Source organism: Vibrio agarivorans, assembly GCF_030409635.1.
Lineage (GTDB): Bacteria > Pseudomonadota > Gammaproteobacteria > Enterobacterales > Vibrionaceae > Vibrio > Vibrio agarivorans.
In genome coordinates this window covers 2,433,822-2,456,258 of sequence record NZ_JAUFQF010000004.1, presented here as the reverse complement: position 1 = coordinate 2,456,258, position 22,437 = coordinate 2,433,822, and the positions used below count along the sequence as shown (strand labels likewise).

14 protein-coding genes are annotated in these 22,437 nt (G+C 44.3%); 12 read left to right on the top strand and 2 right to left on the bottom strand.

Annotation, left to right across the window (positions count from 1 at the left end; translation table 11 throughout):
• The first annotated feature begins 3 nt into the window (after positions 1–3).
• From prc to rmf, 12 genes are all read left to right on the top strand, one after another.
• Positions 4–1,998 (top strand): carboxy terminal-processing peptidase, encoded by a 1,995-nt coding sequence (gene prc, locus QWZ05_RS19815; RefSeq protein ID WP_264877487.1) that lies wholly within the window; start codon positions 4–6, stop codon positions 1,996–1,998.
• A 156-nt stretch (positions 1,999–2,154) separates the two neighbouring features.
• Positions 2,155–2,832: a hypothetical protein gene (locus tag QWZ05_RS19810; RefSeq protein ID WP_264877486.1), complete on the top strand. Its 678-nt coding sequence runs from the start codon at positions 2,155–2,157 to the stop codon at positions 2,830–2,832.
• Between the two features lie 179 nt (positions 2,833–3,011).
• Positions 3,012–5,624 carry an aminopeptidase N gene (pepN, locus tag QWZ05_RS19805; RefSeq protein WP_264877485.1) on the top strand — a complete coding sequence of 871 codons (2,613 nt, stop codon included), beginning with the start codon at positions 3,012–3,014 and terminating at the stop codon, positions 5,622–5,624.
• Positions 5,625–5,713: 89 nt separating this feature from the next.
• Complete coding sequence (locus tag QWZ05_RS19800) at positions 5,714–5,932, top strand: DUF2835 domain-containing protein (RefSeq protein ID WP_264877484.1); 219 nt, start codon at positions 5,714–5,716, stop codon at positions 5,930–5,932.
• 182 nt (positions 5,933–6,114) lie between these two features.
• Positions 6,115–10,947, top strand: coding sequence for an NAD-glutamate dehydrogenase (locus QWZ05_RS19795; protein WP_290300224.1), 4,833 nt, complete (start codon positions 6,115–6,117; stop codon positions 10,945–10,947).
• Positions 10,948–10,992: 45 nt separating this feature from the next.
• Positions 10,993–12,003 carry a quinone-dependent dihydroorotate dehydrogenase gene (gene pyrD, locus QWZ05_RS19790; protein ID WP_290300223.1) on the top strand — a complete coding sequence of 337 codons (1,011 nt, stop codon included), beginning with the start codon at positions 10,993–10,995 and terminating at the stop codon, positions 12,001–12,003.
• A gap of 197 nt (positions 12,004–12,200) precedes the next feature.
• Positions 12,201–12,746: a cell division protein ZapC gene (locus QWZ05_RS19785; protein ID WP_290300221.1), complete on the top strand. Its 546-nt coding sequence runs from the start codon at positions 12,201–12,203 to the stop codon at positions 12,744–12,746.
• Between the two features lie 660 nt (positions 12,747–13,406).
• A complete protein-coding gene (rlmKL, locus tag QWZ05_RS19780) occupies positions 13,407–15,542 on the top strand; it encodes a bifunctional 23S rRNA (guanine(2069)-N(7))-methyltransferase RlmK/23S rRNA (guanine(2445)-N(2))-methyltransferase RlmL (RefSeq protein ID WP_264877480.1) in 2,136 nt (711 codons plus the stop codon).
• Between the two features lie 16 nt (positions 15,543–15,558).
• On the top strand, positions 15,559–15,804 hold the full coding sequence (locus QWZ05_RS19775; RefSeq protein WP_264877479.1) for a glutaredoxin family protein: 246 nt from the start codon (positions 15,559–15,561) through the stop codon (positions 15,802–15,804).
• Entirely contained in the window at positions 15,782–17,701 is a 1,920-nt protein-coding gene (locus QWZ05_RS19770; RefSeq protein WP_290300218.1) for an ABC transporter ATP-binding protein, read from the top strand. The genes QWZ05_RS19775 and QWZ05_RS19770 overlap by 23 nt, the downstream gene beginning before the upstream one ends.
• Before the next feature lie 3 nt (positions 17,702–17,704).
• Positions 17,705–19,465 carry a DUF3466 family protein gene (locus QWZ05_RS19765; protein ID WP_290300216.1) on the top strand — a complete coding sequence of 587 codons (1,761 nt, stop codon included), beginning with the start codon at positions 17,705–17,707 and terminating at the stop codon, positions 19,463–19,465.
• Between the two features lie 278 nt (positions 19,466–19,743).
• Positions 19,744–19,917, top strand: a complete 174-nt coding sequence (gene rmf / locus QWZ05_RS19760) for a ribosome modulation factor (protein ID WP_264877476.1) — start codon at positions 19,744–19,746, stop codon at positions 19,915–19,917.
• A 137-nt stretch (positions 19,918–20,054) separates the two neighbouring features.
• Here the strand turns inward: rmf and fabA are convergent, their stop codons facing one another.
• Together fabA and QWZ05_RS19750 are read right to left on the bottom strand one after the other, a co-directional pair.
• On the bottom strand, positions 20,055–20,573 hold the full coding sequence (gene fabA / locus QWZ05_RS19755) for a bifunctional 3-hydroxydecanoyl-ACP dehydratase/trans-2-decenoyl-ACP isomerase (RefSeq protein ID WP_264877475.1): 519 nt from the start codon (positions 20,571–20,573) through the stop codon (positions 20,055–20,057).
• A 111-nt stretch (positions 20,574–20,684) separates the two neighbouring features.
• Positions 20,685–22,391 carry a Lon protease family protein gene (locus QWZ05_RS19750; protein WP_290300214.1) on the bottom strand — a complete coding sequence of 569 codons (1,707 nt, stop codon included), beginning with the start codon at positions 22,389–22,391 and terminating at the stop codon, positions 20,685–20,687.
• Positions 22,392–22,437: the final 46 nt, after the last annotated feature.

Below are 22,437 nucleotides of genomic sequence, written 5' to 3'. Positions count from 1 at the left end.
AGCATGAAATGCCGTTCTAAAGTGACACTAATTACTGCTAGCCTTTGGCTAGCAGTTTCTCCAGCTTTAGCTCTAGAAGCTAAGATTTCTAAGGACGACCTTCCGTCCCTCACCCCAGAAGTGCAGCACGCAACGGCCAGTAAACGCATTACCAAACGTTTTACTCGTTCTCATTACAAGCACTTCACGCTAGATGATCAGTTCTCTCAGGCGATTTTTGAACGCTACTTGGGAATGCTGGATTACAATCGCAACATTTTCACTCAAAAAGACATTGATGGTTTTTATAAGGCCGCTAATGAGCTCGACCAGCAATTAAAGTCGGGTAGCAGCCAAGTCGCGTTTGACGTGTATAACTTGTCAATGAAAAAGCGTTATGAGCGTTTAAATTACGCGTTAACGCTGCTCGACAACGAAATCAAATTTGATTCAGACGAAACGATTGAAGTTGACCGCTCAGAAGCGGCTTGGCCGAAAGACGACGCTGAATTGGATGAGTTGTGGCGCAAACGAGTGAAATATGATGCGTTGAACCTTAAGCTGACGGGTAAAGAGTGGCCAGAAATTAGCGAGATGTTGGGCAAGCGTTACAACAACGCGATTAAACGCCTTACGCAGACCAACAGCGAAGATGTTTTTCAGCTCTACATGAACGCTTTTGCTCGCGAAGTTGATCCACACACCAGCTATCTCTCTCCGCGCAGTGCCGAGCAGTTCCAATCAGAGATGAACTTATCTCTTGAAGGCATCGGCGCCGTTTTGCAAATGACCGATGACTATACTGTGATCCGTTCGTTGGTTGCTGGTGGTCCAGCCTCTAGCAGTAAGCAGCTTGGCGAGGGTGACCGCATTATTGGTGTTGGCCAAGATGGCAAAGAGATAGTTGATGTCATTGGTTGGCGTTTAGATGATGTTGTTCAGCTTATCAAAGGGCCTAAAGGGACTAAGGTGAACCTGCAGATTTTACCAGAAGGTAAAGATGCAAAAAGTCACGTTGTCACAATTGTCCGCGATAAGATTCGCTTAGAAGATCGCGCTGTAAAATCTGAAGTGATTGAGAAAGACGGTAAGAAGATTGGTGTGCTTAATGTGCCGAGCTTCTATGTCGGTCTTGCAGAAGATACGGACAAACTGATTAAGGCGTTAAACGAGCAGGGCATTGACGGTATTGTTGTCGACTTACGAAACAACGGTGGCGGTGCATTGACTGAAGCAACGGCATTAACAGGATTGTTTATTGAAAGTGGTCCGGTTGTGCAAGTGCGTGACGGCTACAATCGTGTCAACGTGAACGCAGACACTGACGGTAAAATTAGCTACACCGGTCCAATGACGGTTTTGGTCAATAGATACAGCGCATCTGCATCTGAAATTTTTGCCGCTGCACTGCAAGATTATGGTCGTGCCATCGTTGTGGGTGAAAACTCCTTCGGTAAAGGTACGGTTCAGCAGCACCGCTCTCTCAATCATATCTATGATATTTTTGATAAAGAGCTAGGCTACGTTCAGTACACTATTCAGAAGTTTTATCGAATCAACGGTGGTAGTACGCAAAACAAAGGTGTCGTACCTGATATTGCATACCCAACGCCAATCGAAGCGAGTGAAACGGGTGAAAGTGTTGAAGATAACGCTCTTCCGTGGGATCAAATTCAACCGGCAAAATATGCCGTATTGAAAGATAAGCAGAGCCAAATTGCGAGCTTGACCCAAAAGCATGATGAGCGCGTAAAGAGCGATATGGAGTTCGGCTTCATTCAAGAAGATATCGTGCGTTACAAAGCGGAAAAAGACGACAACACCTTGTCGCTAAATGAAGCAACACGTATGGCTGAATCAGAAAAGAATGAACAGCGTCGCTTAGATCGTATCAATCAACGTCAAGCCCAGCTCGGTGAAGAACCTTTCAAATCTTTAGATGATGTTCCAAAAGATTATGAAGCCCCTGATGCTTACCTTGATGAAACGGTCGCTATTATGGTAGACATGATCGGCTAAAGCTTTCACTGCTTAAACCACACATTCAAAGCGAGATCCTCTGTGATCTCGCTTTTTTATTTGCTACTAAAGAATAATTTCACTGTGATATGGATCTAATTTTTAGCATTGTCTCGTATCTACTTCTAGACTCAAAGAGTAGAGGGGAGAACGCTTATGAAGTGGATAACAATAATATTTGCGGTGATTAGCTTTAACATTGCCGCTAGTGAACAAGGCAAAAGCATTGATTTAACACAGTTTGATCAGCCATTTCTTTTGGGAGATTGGTACCTGTTAAACCCTGATCCAACCAACTCTCAAGAAGATTTTGTCGCGATTAAGCTGTCATTAGATTCGAAATACAATTTTAGCATCGATATCCAAAAGAAAGACTTCACGGTTGATCACTGGGAAGGCTTTTATCACGCTAGTGAAGATACGATTATCTTAGGGTCTAATAGTAGTGACCCACAGATATACGAGTACGATCTCAACCATAACGCTTTGCAACTCAACGGTGTTATTTTCCGTAAAGCACTGGCAAACGAACTTGCTGGTAGTTGGAGTAGTGAACATTTGAGTGGCGATGATATGGCTGCTAGCGATATCAACCAGATTGAGCTGACTCTGCGCCCCGATTTCGTCTTTGATTTCAAGGTGATCAACGATGAAGGGATGGAACGTGCGCATCAAGGAGTTTATATCACAGAAGGCGAACAACTCATTCTACTCTATAAAGATGGAGAACAATCTACGCGCTACACGCTAGATTCTGATGAGTTAACCCTCAAGGGTGAAGACGGCAGTACATTTGCCGTGTTATCTCGCAATCAAATCGTTGCACCTCAGTGATATACACCGTGTTTTTACAAGATAGCAACATATACAAGCGTTCTATTTGAAGTCAAATAAAAACGCCTCGCAATTTCATCAAATACCGAGTAACGTTATGCGTTTGAACACGAGTTCAGGGCATAACGTTTTTTTATGTCCCACAACCAGTTAGATATGTTGTCGAGAGGGATGAGACAATGACTCAACAAGCAACTACACAACCTGTTGCCAAATACCGCAAAGATTACCAATCGCCTAGTCACACTACATCAGATATTGACTTGTATTTTGAATTGCATGACAGCGCGACGATCGTGACTGCAATTTCTCAAGTTAAGCAGCTAAGAGATTCAACCACAGTAGAGCTTGATGGCGAGCAACTTGGCTTGCAAACACTGCAAGTAAATGGACAAGATTGGTCTGAATACGAACTCTTGGACGGTGGCTTGAAAATTCACCAACTACCTTCAGAGTTTGAGCTGAAAATAGTCACTCAAATTGATCCTGAAGCCAATACGGCATTAGAAGGACTCTATAAGTCGGGTGGGGCGTTTTGTACTCAATGTGAAGCGGAAGGCTTCCGTCGCATTACATTCTATCAAGACCGTCCCGATGTGCTGGCGCGCTTTACGACGACAGTAGAAGCCGACAAAAATACGTATCCATATCTGTTAAGTAACGGCAACCGAATCGATTCTGGTGACTTAGACAATGGTCGTCACTGGGTTAAGTGGCAAGACCCACATCCAAAACCGGCTTACTTATTTGCATTAGTGGCAGGGGATTTTGATGTATTGACGGATCAATATGTCACGCGTTCAGGCAGAGAAGTTGCGCTTGAGATTTTTGTCGACAAGGGCAACCTAAACCGTGCACCGCATGCAATGACCTCTCTTATCAACTCGATGAAATGGGATGAAGAACGCTTCGGGCTTGAATACGATCTCGATATTTACATGATTGTTGCTGTAGATTTCTTCAACATGGGAGCGATGGAGAATAAAGGACTTAATGTCTTTAACTCCAAGTACGTACTAGCGAACGACCAAACTGCAACAGATACTGATTATCTAGGCATTGAAGCGGTCATCGGTCATGAATACTTCCACAACTGGACAGGAAACCGCGTGACTTGCCAGGATTGGTTCCAGTTGAGCTTGAAAGAAGGTCTAACCGTATTCCGCGATCAAGAGTTCTCTTCTGATCTTGGCTCTCGCGCCGTTAACCGAATCAACAACGTACGCATTATTCGCGGGCCTCAGTTTGCTGAAGATGCCAGCCCAATGTCTCATCCGATTCGTCCTGATAAAGTGATCGAGATGAACAACTTCTATACTTTGACTGTGTATGAGAAAGGCAGTGAAGTCATCCGTATGATGCACACGCTACTCGGTGAAGAGGGTTTCCAAAAAGGAATGAAGCTCTATTTTGAGCGTCACGATGGCACAGCAGCAACTTGTGAAAACTTTGTCGCTGCAATGGAAGATGCGTCAGGTGTCGACTTAAAACAGTTCCGCTTATGGTACAGCCAATCAGGTACACCAACGCTGGATGTCACTAGCCATTATGATGCTGATAAACAAACCTTCTCCCTTACTGTTGTGCAGAGTACTGAACCAACACATGAACAGAAAGAGAAACAAGCACTGCATATCCCATTCGACATAGAACTGTATAAATATACAGGTGAAGCGTATTCTCTCATTATTGATGGGAAAATCAACTCAAACGTGCTTGATGTGACTCAACCTGAGCAAACTTTCGTCTTTGAGGGGATAGAGAGTGCACCCGTGCCATCGCTTCTGCGTGAGTTTTCTGCGCCAGTGAAGCTAAATTATGCTTACAGTGATGAAGAGCTTATTTTCCTGATGCGTCATGCCACCAATGACTTTGCTCGTTGGGATGCAGGTCAGATGCTACTTGCTAAATACATCAAGTCATTTGTTGCTGATACCAATGCGGTTGTGGAATTGCCAACAGAGGTCGTGGATGCGTTTAGAGGTGTATTGCTCGATAACACATTAGAGCCAGCGTTTATTGCTGAAATGCTGACTTTCCCATCTCACAACGAGGTATCGGGCTGGTACAAGCGTGTCGATGTCGACGGTATCGCCAAAGTACTCAAATCGATTAAGCAGGTTATCGCTAACGAGTTGACTGACGAACTATCAGCAACCTATTTTGCGTTAACGCAACAAGCTTACTCGATTGAGCATGCTGAGATTGGTCAACGCTCATTGCGCAATGTGTGTCTGGGCTATCTTGCTTATACCGAACAAGGGAATACTCTAGTTGAAAAGCAATACTATTCCTCAAACAACATGACTGATACCATTGCGGCAATGTCTGCTGCTAACAGTGCACAGCTTGCTTGTCGTGAAACCTTAATGTCAGACTACAGTGACAAGTGGAAACATGATGGCTTGGTGATGGATAAATGGTTCATGTTGCAAGGGACAAACCCTGCAAGCAATGCGTTGTCAGTTATTCGAGAGAGCATGAGTCATGAAGCGTTTAGCCTAAAAAACCCGAACCGTATTCGTAGCCTGATCGGGGCATTCTTAAACAATAACCCAGTTCAATTCCACGCAACGACTGGAGAAGGCTATGGTTTTGCCGGGGAGATTCTTCGTCAGCTCAACGAAAGCAACCCACAAGTGGCGTCACGTCTCATTGACCCACTGTTAAAATTCCGTCTTTATGATGAAGCGCGTCAAGCTCAGATCAAAGCGCAGCTTGAAGCACTGAAATCGATGGATAATCTAGCGAAAGACCTGTTCGAGAAAGTGAATAAAGCTCTCGAATCATAATCGCTAAACAGGGCGGCGTTTTCGTCGTCCTGTTTCTAACGCTCTCTTAGCTAACTCGCTTTCAATTCATTACATGCGCTCTTTTTGTTATGAACCAATACTACTTTAACTTAAACATCAGCTATCAATCTTTTCTTCAGCATTATTCAGGCACAGCGAGCAACGTAGTAGTCAGTACGTCGACCGGAATGCGCATACAGTTACCCGCATCTCGCTTTCGTCCCTTTCTCACACAAATTGGGGTAAAAGGGCAGTTTCGCCTAATTACTGACCAAAATAACAAGTTTATTAAGTTAGAACGTCTATAGATAAGATAGTTACTAGTGAATGAAATTAAATCTCAATCACATTATTGAACATTGCACTAAATTCGCGTTACTAATTTGTTACTTTGTTCAAGCATTACTTTTACAATAACTCCATCATTAAAAGGTATAGACACTATGCTTATACCAAATCCTAATAAAAACAATATGTGTGGAGTGTTCTTATGTCAGAACGAGAAACCATCGTCCCCGTACTCCTAGAGAAAGTTATTCAGCTTATTCACGATAAACTGCCTGCCAGTGACACCCCTCTTGTTACCCAACTCGCCGAACATTTGTTTAGCAATGTCTCACATGATGACCTGATTAACCGTAATGAGTCGGACCTTTACGGTGCCGTACTGAGTCTTTGGCATCACCTCGGAGAGAAGCGTGCTGATGATGTGTCAGTGCGGGTGTTTAATCCAACAGTGAGCCGTCGTGGTTGGCAGTCGACCCATACCATTGTCGAGATTGTGGTGGCAGATAGCCCGTTTCTTGTTGACTCAATAAAAATGGCGCTTTCAAGACTTGGCCTAACGGCGCATTTAATGCTTCATGGCCCAACCCGAGTTGAACGTGATGATGACAATGTTATCAGCATCAATCAGACGCAAGGTGATCTCGCGTCACTGTTCCATATTGAGGTTGACCGGCTCACCTCTGATGAAGAAATGGCTCAGCTTAAACAAGAGTTGTTGTTAGTGCTTAACGATACCAACCTTGTGGTAAGAGATTGGCAGTCAATGTCAGACAAGCTTAAAGAGGTCACTCAAGAGCTTGAATCACAAAAAGAGGCAGGGTTTATTGAGGCTGCCCGTTATGATGAGACGATCCAGTTCTTACGCTGGTTAGATGATCACAATTTTACCTTTATGGGCTACAAAGAGTATGACTTGGTTACCGATGGCGATGAGATAGAGCTTAGACCTAATAGTGATGCAGGACTTGGTCTGTTTTCTCAAGCCGATAAGGTTCGTACTGTCTCCCTTTCTGAATTTCCTGACTCCGCGCGACTCGAAGCGCAAAAGCCTTATCTTCTTATTCTGACCAAAGGCAATATTCAATCAAGAATTCATCGCCCAGCCTATACAGACTATATCGGTATCAAGAAGATTGATGAGAAGGGCAAGGTGATAGGAGAGCATCGCTTCACAGGCCTGTATACATCGGCTGTTTACAACCAAAGTGTGCAAACCATTCCGCTTATTAGCCAAAAAGTTCAGCGTATTCTTGAGCAAAGCGGATACATGCACGGCTCTTATGCTTACAAAGCGCTAAACAATATTCTAGAAAACTTCCCACGTGACGAATTACTGCAAGCGAAAGAGAAAGAGCTACGTGAAATGGGCATGGGCGTCGTACAAATGCAGGATAGGGATCTTCTTAGACTGTTTGTGCGTCGAGACCCATTCGGCCGATTCTTTAGCTGTATGGTTTACGTGACGAAAGAGCGTTACAACACTGAGCTACGCCGTCAAACACAACGCATACTGAAACAGTACTTTGGCTCCGATCAAGAAGTCGACTTTACAACCTTCTTTTCAGAAAGCCCGCTTGCGCGCACACATTACATTGTGCGTGTTGATAACAATAACATCGATGTTGATGTCAAATTAGTAGAGCAGAACTTAATGGAAGCATCCTCAACTTGGGACGATCGTCTATCATCTACCATTATCGCCAACTTTGGTGAGAGTAAAGGGGTGCCACTGTCTAAGCAGTACAATTATGCGTTCCCACGCTCATATAAAGAGGATGTTCTTCCGGCTGCTGCGGTTTCAGATATTGAGCGACTAGAAAAACTCAGCGACGAACATAAACTCGGTATGCTGTTCTATCGCCCTCAAGAGTTGGCGGTCGATTCAGATGCTGTTCGCCTTAAACTGTATCATCGTAATGAGCCCATCCATCTTTCAGATGTGATGCCGATGCTTGAAAATCTTGGTCTTCGCGTGATCGGTGAATCGCCTTATGAGATCAATCGCAAAGATGGCCAGACGTTTTGGATCCTTGATTTCTCAATGCTACATAAAGGTGGCGGTGGTGTTGATCTTCGAGAGGCGCGCGATCGTTTTCAACATGCTTTTGCTTCAATTTGGTCGGGTGATTTAGAAAATGATGGATTCAACCGACTTGTTCTTGGTGCTTCACTAACTGGTCGAGAAACCTCTATTCTTCGAGCCTACGCTCGCTATATGCGTCAAGTCGGATTCCCATTTAGCCAGAGCTACATTGAAGATACGCTTAACAATCATCCCGATCTTGCAAAAGCGCTGGTGGAACTGTTCGAAAATCGATTTGATCCTAAAGTCAGCGTTAACGCTTCTGAACAACATACTACACTTGCAAAAATCACCGAGCTACTGGATCAAGTAGAAAGCCTTGATGACGATCGTATCGTACGCAGATATATGGATATGATTGTTGCTACATTGCGTACCAACTATTATCAAGTTGATGAGTTTGGCCAACCGAAACCTTGGCTGTCACTCAAGATGCAACCGATTTTGATTCCAGAAATCCCACAACCCGTGCCTGCTTTTGAGATATTTGTTTATGCACCTGATGTTGAAGGGGTCCACTTGCGTGGCGGTAAAGTCGCTCGCGGCGGTTTACGCTGGTCTGATCGCCAGGAGGATTTCCGTACTGAAGTGCTTGGTCTCGTTAAAGCGCAACAAGTCAAAAATACCGTTATTGTCCCGGTGGGTGCCAAAGGAGGTTTTGTTTGTAAGCGTCAGCCAAGTTTGAATAGCCGCGATGAGATTTTTGCAGAAGGACAACACTGTTATAAGCGTTTCATTCGTGCCTTGTTAGATGTTTCAGACAACATTATTGACGGAGAGCTGGTCCCACCAGCCAATGTGGTTCGTCATGATGAAGATGATCCGTACTTGGTTGTTGCTGCCGATAAAGGCACTGCCACATTCTCTGATCTAGCAAACTCAGTCTCTGATGAGTATAACTTCTGGTTAGGGGATGCCTTTGCGTCAGGTGGCTCTAATGGTTATGACCATAAGGCGATGGGTATTACTGCAAAAGGGGGGTGGGAGTCGGTAAAACGTCATTTCAGAGAACTTGGTGTTGATTGCCAGACAACGGATTTTACCGCTGCTGGTATTGGAGATATGGCTGGTGATGTGTTTGGTAACGGTATGTTGTTGTCTAAACATACTCGCTTGCTCGCCGCTTTTAACCATATGCACATTTTTATTGATCCAAACCCTGATTCAAGCCGCAGTTGGGAGGAGCGTAAACGTCTGTTTGATCTCCCACGCTCAAGCTGGGAGGATTATGATCACTCATTGATCTCACAAGGTGGTGGCATCTTCTCTCGTCGATCAAAATCGATTACGTTGACGCCAGAAATTCAGGAAATGTTGGATACAAACGTAGCAACAATTGCTCCAAACGATCTTATTAAGCTTATTTTGAAGATGCGCGTCGATCTTTTGTGGAACGGCGGGATCGGGACTTACATCAAATCGGATAAAGAGAGTCATTCAGATGTAGGGGATAGAGCCAATGATGCACTACGTATCAATGGTTCGGAATTGAGAGCAAAAATTGTTGGTGAAGGGGGTAACCTAGGGTTAACCCAATTGGGCCGAATTGAGTTTGCACTGAATGGCGGCCGAGTGAACACTGATTTCGTTGATAACGTAGGAGGGGTGGACTGTTCAGATAACGAGGTCAACATTAAGATTTTCCTTAATAGCGTAGTGACATCTGGAGACATGACCGTTAAACAACGCAACACGATTCTCGAGTCGATGGAAGATGAAGTAGGCGAGATTGTTCTTGATGATGCTTATCACCAATCGGAAGCGATTTCTGTGGCGCAACACCAAGGTGTTGCGGCGATGAAAGAGCTTGTTCGCTTTATTCATACAATCGAAAAAGCAGGGCACCTTGATCGACAACTCGAGTACATTCCTGATGACGAAACATTGAGTGAACGTGAAAAATTAGGTTCATCGCTCACAAGACCAGAGCTTTCTGTACTTGTTGCCTACGCAAAAATGATTCTCAAAGAGCAGCTGGTGGATGAAGCCATATCCAACGACCCATTCCACAAACAGCAGCTAGTTCAATACTTCCCAACAGAGTTACGCCGTAACTACATTTCAGCCATGGATAGTCATCCTTTGAAAGCTGAGATTATCGCGACCGCTCTCGCCAATCAAATGGTGAATGAAATGGGCTGTAACTTTGTCACCCGACTTCAAGAAGAAACAGGCTCAACGGTCATCGACGTCACAAATGCGTACACCGCAGCACGAGAAATATTTGAACTGAGTGGCGTCTACCAACAAATTCGCCAACATGACAATATCGCACCTTCAAACGTGCAATATGAAATGATTGTGGTGGTGAGAAGAAGCATTCGTCGCCTATCACGTTGGTTGCTTCGCACTCACCATGGCTCGATTAACGTTAATCAAGTGGTCGAGCGCTATAAAGCAGATGCCAATACCGTCGTATCTGTGCTTGATGAAACGCTGGTTAACAGTGAAGTAGAGGAGCACAATGAGCTTGCTCAATCATGGATAGATCAAGGCATCGACCATACATTAGCGAATTTTGTATCGAGATTGTCTAGTCTCTACTCAGTGCTGGATATATCAACAGTATCTCGAGAAATGAGCACTTCTGTCGAAGATACCGCCAAGCTTTACTTTAATTTGGGTGATCAGCTATCACTTCACTGGTTCTTGAAGCAAATTAACGGACAAGCCGTCGACAACAACTGGCAAGCTCTAGCTCGCGCCGCGTTTAGGGAAGACTTAGACTGGCAGCAACGCCAATTAACGCGACAAGTGCTGGGCTGTGGCTGCAGTGAAGGGGATGTGCTTTCGAAACTCGATGAATGGATTGCGACCAACCAACAACCACTCCACCGCTGGAACAGTATCTTGAATGAGTTCAAAGTCGGTTCAGTGCATGAATTTGCAAAGTTTTCCGTCGCATTGCGAGAATTAATGCTATTAAATTTGAATTGTTCATCAAATGAGTAAATAATAACGCCCCGTTTACCACGGGGCTTTTTATTCGGAGGCACAATGCTTTACCGTCTTGCCAGAACTGGCATTTTCCAACTTGATCCTGAAAAGGCGCATGATCTCGCGATCGACAACTTTAAGCGTTTTACAGGCACACCACTTGATCTTTTCTATCGTCAAAAACTTCCGCATCGTCCAGTAGAGTGCATGGGAATCACATTTCCAAACCCTGTAGGTCTCGCTGCGGGTCTTGATAAAAATGGCGAGTGTATTGAAGCATTTGATGCCATGGGTTTTGGTTTCGTTGAAGTCGGAACTGTGACACCACGTCCACAACCAGGCAACGATAAACCTCGACTATTTCGTCTTATAGAGGCGGAAGGCATTATCAACCGAATGGGTTTCAACAACAAAGGGGTTGATTATCTAGTTGAGAACGTAAAGAAAGCAAACTACAACTGTGTTCTTGGTATCAACATAGGTAAAAACAAAGATACGCCTATTGAGAAGGGTACAGAAGACTACCTTGTGTGTATGGAAAAGGTTTACGAACACGCGGGCTATATCGCTGCAAATATCTCCTCACCAAACACGCCCGGGCTACGTACTCTGCAATATGGCGAAGCACTTGATGATCTTCTGTCAGCGTTGAAAGAGAAACAAGCTGAGTTGGCTGAGCAGTATGGCAAGTACGTACCATTAGCACTGAAGATTGCACCAGATTTGAGCGATGAAGAGATTGAACAAATTTGTGAGTCTTTGATAAAGTATAAAATTGATGGCGTGATCGCAACCAACACAACATTAGATCGTTCATTGGTCGATGGAATGAAACACGCAAATGAAGCAGGGGGCTTAAGTGGCCGTCCAGTTCAATCTCGCAGTACTGAGGTTGTTCGTAAGCTTCATGCAGAACTTAAAGGCCAGCTGCCTATCATCGGTGTCGGCGGCATAGATTCAGTTGTTGCTGCAAAAGAAAAAATGGCAGCCGGTGCTGAATTGGTACAAGTTTATTCTGGTTTCATTTATCACGGACCGGGCCTAGTGCGCGATATTGTGAAAAATCTATAAATGGATAAAGTGATCAATTAGTGTGACGGCGTCACTAGTTAAATAGTTGATTTTTACCGAGTCGAAGAAGAGGAAATGAGAAATCATTTCCTCTTTTTTTATTGCAATCCATTCATAAACTACGTTACAGCGCACATGGAAAATTTAACGCAGCATCATGTGACTTGATAATTAGGACAGATTAGAGAGTAGGACACATGCTTAAACCTAGAGACAATTGGACATGGTATTTTGATGATACAGAAAATCACCTAATGCTTGATCTAGGTGACAACATGCTGTTCAAGACCAACCTTCCACGCAAACTTCTCGTTGATTGTGCTGTTGGCACCAATGTTTTTTGTGTCGATGATGCAAGCGATTATCAAACTTTTAAAGAATCACTTTCACACCTAGACCTCACTGAACCTCGACAAGCTGAACTGGCGCTATACTGTGTTGCCGCTAAACGTTTCCATAAACCTGTTCAACCAAAGAGCTGGTTTTTCCATGAAGGAAGGGGAACACCGTGTCGTCTGCATGAAGGCAACCTTGTGACATTGAGCAATGACCAAGGTGAAGGCCTATTTATTATCCTAGAAGTAGGCGAAAATGTCTGCTTAATCGCACCTGTAGCCCTGGAAGGCTTTACTTTGAGGGAAGGGAAGACCTTAGCCTTTGGTGAACCTATCAAAGTGATGCATGACCGCATAGGAGAAACCTACCACGCTATAATGGATGCTCCCATTGCTTTAGTAGGTTAAGTATCAAATTCGTTCCTCCTTGATGATTTCCGCCGGCAGACTAGCCGGCATTTTTTTGTCTATTACTTCTCTCCGTTTCCCCTTCAAACACCACAAATGATTAATTATTGCGCGTTAATACCGACTGTTCGAACGGAAAAGCGCCGCTTTAGACACATTGCAAGTCGTATATCACACCCATAGTTTCGTTAAAATCGCTTTGGCTCGTTTGTTTTGTGCTCACTCAAATGTGACCCAAAGAGAAATTTAAGAAAATAAATTAGCCACTCGCGAATGAATTTAGCGCACTAATTTTTCATACAAACCCATTAATTCCGCATTTAAGGGTATTTTGTACAAAAATTACAGCATACATTTTCACCTGGTATAGTCCAATTATGCAATGAATATGTATGCACTCGCTTCTCTATTAACCCTTGTGAGACAAGGAGACTTCTATGCACATGGTATTATTAAGGCCAGCAAAGTTCGTGTTAAGGCGCGAAATCGCTCGAATGAGAAGAAATGAACCTGAATGGACAGCAGGAGTGGGCGTAATTTCGCCGCGTGAATGAAATTTGACTGTTTGATAGGCAACTAAACGGCAAATCCGAGAGTAAATTTATCAATCCAGACCAATGTCAGTTATAATCTGGGAAATTTTCCTTGAAAGAATCTCTTATGCATCAATACCTCGCAGTGACATCAAACGGTCTCGAAAACCTATTGGCTGATGAACTAGCAAAACTGGGCATTGAAAACCCAAAACCGGTTCAAGCTGGTGTGAAATTTAAAGCGACACTAGAACAGGTGTATCGCTGCTGTTTGTGGAGCAGGCTAGCTTCTCGTTTTGTGCGCGTGCTTTCTGAGTTCCGCTGTCAAGACGACATGGATTTATACCTATCGGTGAATGCGATCAACTGGGCGAATCACTTTCACGGCTCGAAAACTATCGTTGTTGATTTCAACGGTACAAACCGTGAGATCCGCAACAGTCAATACGGTGCAATGAAGGTCAAAGATGCGATTGTGGATTCTTTCGAGAAGAAGAACTTAACCAGGCCATCGATCAGCAAAGATCAACCTGATCTCCGCATTCACGTGCGTCTTCACCGTGACAACGCTATTTTAGGTATTGATATGGTGGGTAGCGGCTTGCATCAGCGCGGCTACCGTACCGAATCAGGCCGTGCTCCTCTGCGAGAGACGCTTGCAAGTGCGATTGTACAGCGCAGTGGTTGGGAGTTTGATAATCCCCTTCTCGATCCTATGTGTGGTTCAGGTACGTTGCTGATTGAAGCGGCTATGCTGGCAGCTAACATGGCGCCTGGTGTGATGCGTAAATACTGGAGCTTTGAAGCGCTTGAAGACTTCGATGCTGAAATGTGGGCAGAGATCAAATCTGAAGCGTCAGTTCAAGCTCGTCGCGGCATCAAAAAGGTGACTGCGCGTTTTTACGGCTTTGATAACGACACTCGCGTATTGAAAACGGCGCGCGATAATGCACGACGTGCAGGTGTTGAGTCTCTCATCACTTTTGAAAAGGGCGATGCGGCGCTAGTGAAGCGTCCAGCTAACTTTGAAGAAGGTACTGTGATTTGTAACCCGCCGTATGGTGAACGACTTGGCACACATCCGGGTCTGATTGCGCTTTACACTGCATTTGGTGCGCAACTGAAAGCTGAGTTTGGTGGTTGCCATGCGTCTATCTTCTCAAGCTCTGATGATTTGCTCAGCTGTTTGCGCATGCGTGCTGATAAACAGTTCAAGCTGAACAATGGTGCGTTACCGTGTCACCAAAAAAACTACTCGATTACCGCACGTGCAGCAATCGAAGGTGACACAAAAGGCGGTGAAAGCAACAATAATGCTTCTTCAATCGCGCCCGATTTTGCAAACCGACTGAAAAAGAATATCGGCAAGATTGGTAAATGGGCTAAGAAAGAACAGTTAGATTGTTACCGTATTTATGATGCCGACCTGCCTGAATACAATGTCGCGATTGATATTTACCTAGATCACCTGGTGATTCAAGAATATGCAGCGCCGAAAAACATTCCGCCAGAAAAGGCGAAACGTCGCCTGACGGATATTATTCGTGCGGCAATTGAAGTCACGGGCACAGACGCGAACAAAGTCATCTTGAAAACTCGTGAAAAACAAAAAGGTCGCTCACAGTACGAAAAGCTCTCTCAACAATCAGACACGATGCACGTCAACGAATACGGCGTAAAGCTGATCGTTAACCTACATGACTATCTTGATACCGGACTGTTCCTCGATCATAAGATTACCCGACGTAAACTAGGTGAACTTGCACAAGGCAAAACCTTTTTGAACTTATTTGCTTACACCGGTTCTGCAACCGTTCATGCGGCTATGGGTGGCGCGAAGTCGACCACAACAGTTGATATGTCGAAAACCTACCTTCAGTGGGCGAAAGACAACATGGCACTCAATGGACAAGTCGGTCGTCAGCACCAATACATTCAAGCCGATTGCTTGCAGTGGTTAAACAATGAGAATGGTCAATATGATCTTATCTTTATCGATCCACCAACGTTCTCGAACTCAAAACGCATGGAACAGACATTTGATGTTCAACGTGACCACATACAGTTAATGACTAACTTGAAGCGTTTATTGACTGAGCAGGGCACGATTGTGTTCTCTAACAACAAACGTCACTTCAAGATGGACATGGATGCAATCAGTGAGCTTGGATTAAAAGCCCAAAACATTTCGCACCAAACACTGCCACTTGATTTTGGTCGTAATAAACACATCCACAACTGTTGGATCATTACGCACAAGTAAGTAGGGCGCTTCAGGGATGAAACTTAAACTATTCAGTACAGAAGGCTGCCACTTGTGTGAGCAAGCCTTCTCACTTCTCAAAGATGCAGGGCTCGACGGTTCTGTCGACATAATCGATATTGCGTTTGATGACACGCTCTTTTTGCGTTACGGCGTCACGATTCCTGTACTCAATTTCAATGATAATGAACTAAATTGGCCGTTTGACGCTGCCGGTTTAGCACAATGGTTAACAGCAAATGGCATTACTTACGATTCATAATGGCCTGTTAGGCTTTGGCGATCACCCCTTACTTGATCATGTTGATTTTGCTCTACAAGAAAACGAGCGCGTGTGTCTTGTGGGACGCAACGGTGCAGGTAAATCAACCTTAATGAAGGTACTTTCAGGTGAAGTACTGCTTGATGATGGTAAGCTGAATATTACCCAAGATGTGGTTGTTTCTCGCTTAGAGCAAGACCCACCACGTAACGAACAAGGCACGGTTTACGACTACGTAGCCAAGGGCTTGGCTGAGGTCGGCGAACAACTCAAGATCTATCAAGATCTTCTCGATCTTGTTGCGGTTGAGCCAACTGAAACTAATATTAAGCGATTAGCCAACACACAAGAGCAGCTAGAACACTCGGGTGCGTGGCGTTTTGAAGACCGTATTAAGAACGTGTTGGCTGCGCTGAAGTTAGATGGCCATACAAAACTGTCAGATTTGTCAGGCGGATGGCAACGCAAAGCAGCATTAGCGCGCGCTTTGGTTCGCGATCCAGACGTTTTGCTGCTTGACGAGCCAACCAACCACCTTGATGTAACAACCATTGAGTGGCTAGAAGGCTTCTTAAAAGACTTCCGCGGTTCGATCATTTTTATCTCTCACGACCGTACATTTATCAAATCTATGTCGACTCGTATTGTCGATCTCGACCGCGGCGCACTGAGCTCATTCCCAGGTGACTATGAAAATTACCTGGTAGAAAAAGATGAGATGTTGCGCGTTGAAGAGATGCAAAACGCTGAATTCGACAAGAAACTGGCTCAAGAAGAGGTATGGATTCGCCAAGGCATCAAAGCTCGACGAACTCGTAACGAAGGCCGTGTGCGTGCACTAAAAGCGCTGCGTGAAGAGCGCAAAGACCGTCGAGAAGTGCAGGGTAAGGCGAATATCCGAATTGATGATGCGGCTCGCTCGGGCAAAATTGTCTTTGAAGCCAATAACCTTGGCTTTGACTTTGATGGCAAAACAATTGTTAATAACTTCACGTTTAACATCATGCGCGGCGACCGTATTGCACTGATTGGTCCTAATGGATGCGGTAAAAGTACGCTACTTAAATTGCTACTGGGTAACTTAGAACCGACAGAAGGCAACCTGCATTGCGGAACCAAGTTAGAAGTCGCGTATTTCGACCAATATCGTGAGATTCTCGATCCTGAAAAAACCGTTATCGACAATCTAGCGGATGGTAAGCAAGAAGTCATGGTCGGTGGCCGTCAGCGTCATGCCTTAAGTTACTTACAAGATTTCCTATTCTCACCAAAACGTGCACGTACGCCCGTAAAAGCGTTATCAGGGGGTGAGAAGAACCGCTTGCTTCTTGCGCGTATTTTCCTTCGTTCAAACAACTTATTGATTCTAGATGAACCAACTAACGACTTAGATATCGAAACTTTGGAACTTTTAGAAGATTTGCTTGCCAATTATCAGGGTACTTTGCTTTTGGTTAGTCACGACCGTCAGTTCGTTGATAATACCGTCACTTCAAGTTGGATTTTTGAAGGTAATGGCGTTATCGAAGAGTTTGTTGGTGGGTATCACGATGCGCAGCAGCAACGCGAACAAGTAAAAGCAAGCCGCGCTGCGTATGAAAAGCCAGCGAAAGTTGAAAAGGTGGTTGACTCAACTCCCAAAACGACAGTAAAACAAGGTAAGTCCAAGAAGTTATCTTATAAACTGCAACGAGAGTTAGAAGCCTTACCGCAAAAGCTTGAGCAACTAGAAAGTGACATCGGCGAGATGCAAGAGCAAGTGAACAATCCGGAGTTTTTCAGCAAAGGTGTTGAAGTAACTCAACCGATTTTAGACAAACTAGCTAAACTTGAAGAAGAGCTGGAAATTGCGTTTGAGCGCTGGGATGAGCTCGAAGCAATGCAACAGGAAAGTTAATTAATGAGTAGTACAAAATTTAAGTTGAGTGTAGTGACGACAGCGCTACTTTCAGCATTTGCCGCTAAGGCGGAAACAGTGATACAGCCTATGTATAACGTTGTTCCTGTTGAAGTGCCTAATGATTTACAAAACAGTTATGATAGTGCTGATGTTTTTGGCGTGGCAATTCAAGCATCTTCAAGTACTGATATAAATAACATGGGGAATCTTGGATGCTTTGTATCTGAAGATTTTTCAATCCTTTGTAATGATTATGCTGCTGCGGGTGAGATTAAGAATTCGGTTGAAGGCTGGAGTATTCGAGAGGAAGTTCCTTTCGCGATGGATGCTTCATTTGGTTATATCGAAGACTACGATAGCTTCAAAAGTTATTGTTACCGTGAACGCTTATACTCAACCTGTGAAAGCTGGGCTAGTGAGTACTGGAACGCTTGGCGGGATGACGTTAACGGTGAAAGTAGCCTTATAAACCTCGCGTTTATAGAAGGAGATAGCTCAGAATATGTCAATACAGGTCATAATAACGCAATTAATTCATTAGATCAGATGGGGATTCCGATTGGGATTCAAAGTAACTCTGCTGCGAATAGTGTATCTACACCACGAAGAGATATACAATCTGTTCCAACCCTACCAGCGCCTGAAAATGAAGATGAATTGGCCACAGAAACTAGGGCTTGGTCAAAATATATAAGCGAGGAAGGTACTGTTTACATTAGTGGCAGTAGTGCTTTTGAAGCTAGTAGCAATACCAATGGTAATTTCTTCAATAGTCAAGGGACTCTTTGGCGTAGCATCGATGGTGGAAAAACTTTCGAAGTATTCGAAGTTGCAAGTTGGGGAAGTGGTAAATCTAAAGATGGAGAGCGTTTGGCTCAGGGGAACATTTTTGATTTAGTCGAAATAGACGGAAAGCTTTATGGTGTTGGCTATAACACACAAGATAGTAATAATAACTATTACGAAGCAACGGTGTTTGAATACAACGATGACGGTGACTTCGTAGGGACAAAACTTGTCAGTGGTGCCAGAGCTAAAAATTCAGATGGTGATGTTGTCCATAGTAATACACAACTTGTTTCTGTAAATGATAACGGCATTGCCATCGGTGAAGCTAAACTATACGGCAGTCGGCCCCAAAATGGTGCGGCGGCAAATAAGCCATTTGTGGTGGAAGACATAACTTCTGATGGGTTGTCTGCAACATTCCTTCAAAATTATGGACAGAGCATTTTCTTTGATGGCGTTGGTGCAGAACTTGGCTCTATAAATAATTTTAATGAGTTGGTTGGTTCAATAGATGCAACTCAAGCTCGAGAGAATGACGGACAACCACGTCGCCGTCGAGGTTTTATTTATACAGTACCTGCGGAAACAAGCTCTCGTGCCAGTCTTTATAGAAACTCAGCATGGCTGTTAGATGATTTAACCAATAGCGGCGATCCAAATAGTGAGAACAATAACTATAGAATAATCTCGGCTACAGATATCAACGACGCTGGCGTTATCTCTGCAACAGCTATTTACTGTCCCGACGGCTACGATGATACGACCCACAACTCGTACTGTGGAAATAGACAAGTAGACGAACAAGTAGTGGCGGTAAAGCTAGTCCCAAATCCAGCGTCACTGGAAACGGAAGATGGTACACCAACCATCAACCCTCGTGGCGTGAACGATCCACCAGTTGAACGCCAAGGCGCAGGATTCGGTTGGCTGTTCCTTGCGGCACTTGGATTCCTCGGGTTCCGTAGAAAATAATCTTTTTTTTCAATTAGAGCACGCTCTCACATAAATGACAGCGTGCTTTTTTTATATCTTGTATCTCGGCGGATTTTGTACGATTGTTAAAGGGTAGTCACAAAAACTTCATGAAAGTTGATGCCGATACCAAAGGGAGGTTCTTTCACTTGGTAGGTATAAAAAGGCTGCTGTGACTCAGTCTTTATTTATTGCTGATGCCAAGTACAGTGGGAGACCCGCATTACTTTGGTTGTCATCTCAACGTGAACAAACTGTACGTTAAAGAGGACGACATAATGAAGAGACAAAAGCGAGATCGCAACGAAAGAGCACATTCGCAAGGATACAAAGCTGGATTGAATGGACGCTCTTCCGAGGAATGTCCATATCAGCAAATGGAAGCGAAATCGTATTGGTTAGGTGGTTGGCGAGACGCAAGGGACGATAAAAACGCAGGCCTATACAGATAGAATACGTGTTTAATTTATAGAATTGAGAGAATCAAGGCCCCGAAAGGGGCCTTGGTGCTTTTGGCGATACATATATCTATCGTGTCGTTAGCTAATGCAATGTTTGAGCCTAACTGCAATAAGACAAAGTTACGACTTTAGAACGCTGATGTATCTTGGAAAAGACCGACTTTCAGATCTTTCGCTACGTAAATTTCTTTACCATCTACAAGAACGCGGCCATCTGCTAGACCCATCACAAGCTTACGGTTAACAACACGCTTCATGTGAATTTCATACGTCACTTTTTTCGCCGTAGGAAGGATTTGCCCGGTAAATTTCACTTCACCAACACCTAATGCACGACCTTTACCTTTGCCGCCAACCCAGCCAAGGAAGAAACCAACCAACTGCCACATAGCATCCAGGCCCAAACAACCAGGCATTACTGGGTCACCCGGAAAGTGACAATCGAAGAACCATAGGTCAGGGGTGATATCAAGTTCAGCAAGAATAAGACCTTTACCGTAATCACCTTCAGTTTCAGACATCTTAGTGACGCGATCCATCATCAACATGTTTGGCGCTGGAAGTTGAGGATAACCTGGGCCAAACAGTTCGCCTTGGCTTGATAATAATAGGTCTTCGCGGTTATAAGATTCTTTCTTGTTTTGCATTTTGCTTACTACTCCAAATGTTGATTAAGGCATCTTAGAGAACACGTGTACGCTAAACAACACCGACCAGTAGAAAAGGTGCGAAACTGTCTTATCAAGCAGGTTATTAGTTTAAAACCAACTTCTTAGGCGCTCAAATAGTGACAGTGGGTGAGAGTGTCTATCAAACGCCTCGATACGTTCGGCAATCTTACCCAATACGGTTTCTTGTTCAGAGTTTGACTCGTCAAGTTCTGATCCAGCGGCTTGTTCTTGTGCCTTTTCGTCTTGACGAAAAGGGATGTTCATCAAGATAGGTACGGCTTCGTCAACGCTTGAGACAGACCAAATATGGAACTCACCTTTACGAATACTTTCTACCACGTCGCGGTTTAACGCGAGATGTTTAAGATTAGACTTAGGTAAGATGACACCTTGATGACCAGTAAAGCCTTGATGCTGACAGACGTGATAAAAGCCTTCAATTTTCTCATTGAGTCCACCAACCGCTTGCACACGACCAAACTGATCAACGGCGCCCGTGACAGCAATTTGCTGGTTAATAGGGCAATCTGACAAGGCACTCACAAAGCAACACAGCTCTGCAAGAGAGGCGCTATCACCATCAACTTCGCAGTAAGACTGCTCAAAAACAAGCGAGGCAGAGTAGGGTAACGGCTCTTCGAGCTGCAATGCACTGCTCACGAATGCTTGCATGATCATCATGCCTTTAGCGTGAAGATTGCCACCAAGATCAGCTTTACGCTCAACATCAGAGATATCACCATCACCAAAGTGAATAACACAAGAGATACGCGCCGGTTCGCCATAAGCGCGAGGGTGACCCGGAACATCAATTACGGTGAGGCCGTTTACCTGTCCAACTTGCTCACCCTCAGTTTCGATGATCACTTGTCCGTCACGGATATCAGACAGGGCACGATCAGGCAGGTAAGACTCTCGATACAGTCTATCTTGAATAACACCTTCGATATCTTCAGCTGTAATCACGCTGCCGTTACCACGTAACGACGCTTCTTCAAGCAATGAAACATGCCATAACAAGCCGAGTGGCATATAACGTTGGTCTTCGGTCTCGCGCGCACCAGATATCATTAATGTGTGAATTGCATCACTTTCCAGCTTGGGCAGATGATAGGATTCTTGAAGCCAACGCAGAAAGCCTAAGTAAAGGGCTATCGATGTTTCACTAAGATTAATTTCAAGCTCAAGTTCACTAAAGAGTGCAAGGCCCGAGTGAATTTCATCATCTAAATACTCAAGATCGGCGAACTGATTTCTATCGCCAACAATCACCAGCTTCATGTCGCGAGAGCGTCTAGGCGCTGATTCTTTCCCAAATCGACGGTCAGAGCATAACGGGGAGATCTCTTTTCCTAGAACTAGCGCTTTCGCTGTGAGCCACTGCTGGGGATTTGCAAGCAAGAAGTTAGCACTTAAGACCAACACCCCCGATTCAATCTGCTCGATAACACCTTTCGAGTGAACTATATCACCACTTTCTGTGACGCGGTAACTACCAAAAATATCAAAAGAATCAAGGGATGAAGATGCAACTACGTCATCTTGAGTCGATAAACACACTTGTTGTACAACCTCGTTAAAATATACAGGGTTGTCAGGTGCATTAACCAATAAAATTCGAGAAACACCGCCTTGTTTACGTGCTTGTGATGGCATTGCGAATGTCTTCAATGCTTGTGAGAAGCGGCGCTGAAGGCTCATAAAGGAGCAGGGCGTTAGTGTTTCAAATGCGTCAATAGTCGACTGGTATTGATCGTACTGGGGGCAAACGGACTGCCAAGTTTCTTGATTCATAAATTCTCGAATTGAAATCACATCTTCATGTTATTGGGGCAAGATT

Coding starts and splice junctions, on each gene's coding strand:
- prc (WP_264877487.1), top strand. CDS start 4: ATGAAATGCCGTTCTAAAGTGACACTAATTACTGCTAGCCTTTGGCTA.
- QWZ05_RS19810 (WP_264877486.1), top strand. CDS start 2,155: ATGAAGTGGATAACAATAATATTTGCGGTGATTAGCTTTAACATTGCC.
- pepN (WP_264877485.1), top strand. CDS start 3,012: ATGACTCAACAAGCAACTACACAACCTGTTGCCAAATACCGCAAAGAT.
- QWZ05_RS19800 (WP_264877484.1), top strand. CDS start 5,714: ATGAACCAATACTACTTTAACTTAAACATCAGCTATCAATCTTTTCTT.
- QWZ05_RS19795 (WP_290300224.1), top strand. CDS start 6,115: ATGTCAGAACGAGAAACCATCGTCCCCGTACTCCTAGAGAAAGTTATT.
- pyrD (WP_290300223.1), top strand. CDS start 10,993: ATGCTTTACCGTCTTGCCAGAACTGGCATTTTCCAACTTGATCCTGAA.
- QWZ05_RS19785 (WP_290300221.1), top strand. CDS start 12,201: ATGCTTAAACCTAGAGACAATTGGACATGGTATTTTGATGATACAGAA.
- rlmKL (WP_264877480.1), top strand. CDS start 13,407: ATGCATCAATACCTCGCAGTGACATCAAACGGTCTCGAAAACCTATTG.
- QWZ05_RS19775 (WP_264877479.1), top strand. CDS start 15,559: ATGAAACTTAAACTATTCAGTACAGAAGGCTGCCACTTGTGTGAGCAA.
- QWZ05_RS19770 (WP_290300218.1), top strand. CDS start 15,782: ATGGCATTACTTACGATTCATAATGGCCTGTTAGGCTTTGGCGATCAC.
- QWZ05_RS19765 (WP_290300216.1), top strand. CDS start 17,705: ATGAGTAGTACAAAATTTAAGTTGAGTGTAGTGACGACAGCGCTACTT.
- rmf (WP_264877476.1), top strand. CDS start 19,744: ATGAAGAGACAAAAGCGAGATCGCAACGAAAGAGCACATTCGCAAGGA.
- fabA (WP_264877475.1), bottom strand. CDS start 20,573: ATGCAAAACAAGAAAGAATCTTATAACCGCGAAGACCTATTATTATCA.
- QWZ05_RS19750 (WP_290300214.1), bottom strand. CDS start 22,391: ATGAATCAAGAAACTTGGCAGTCCGTTTGCCCCCAGTACGATCAATAC.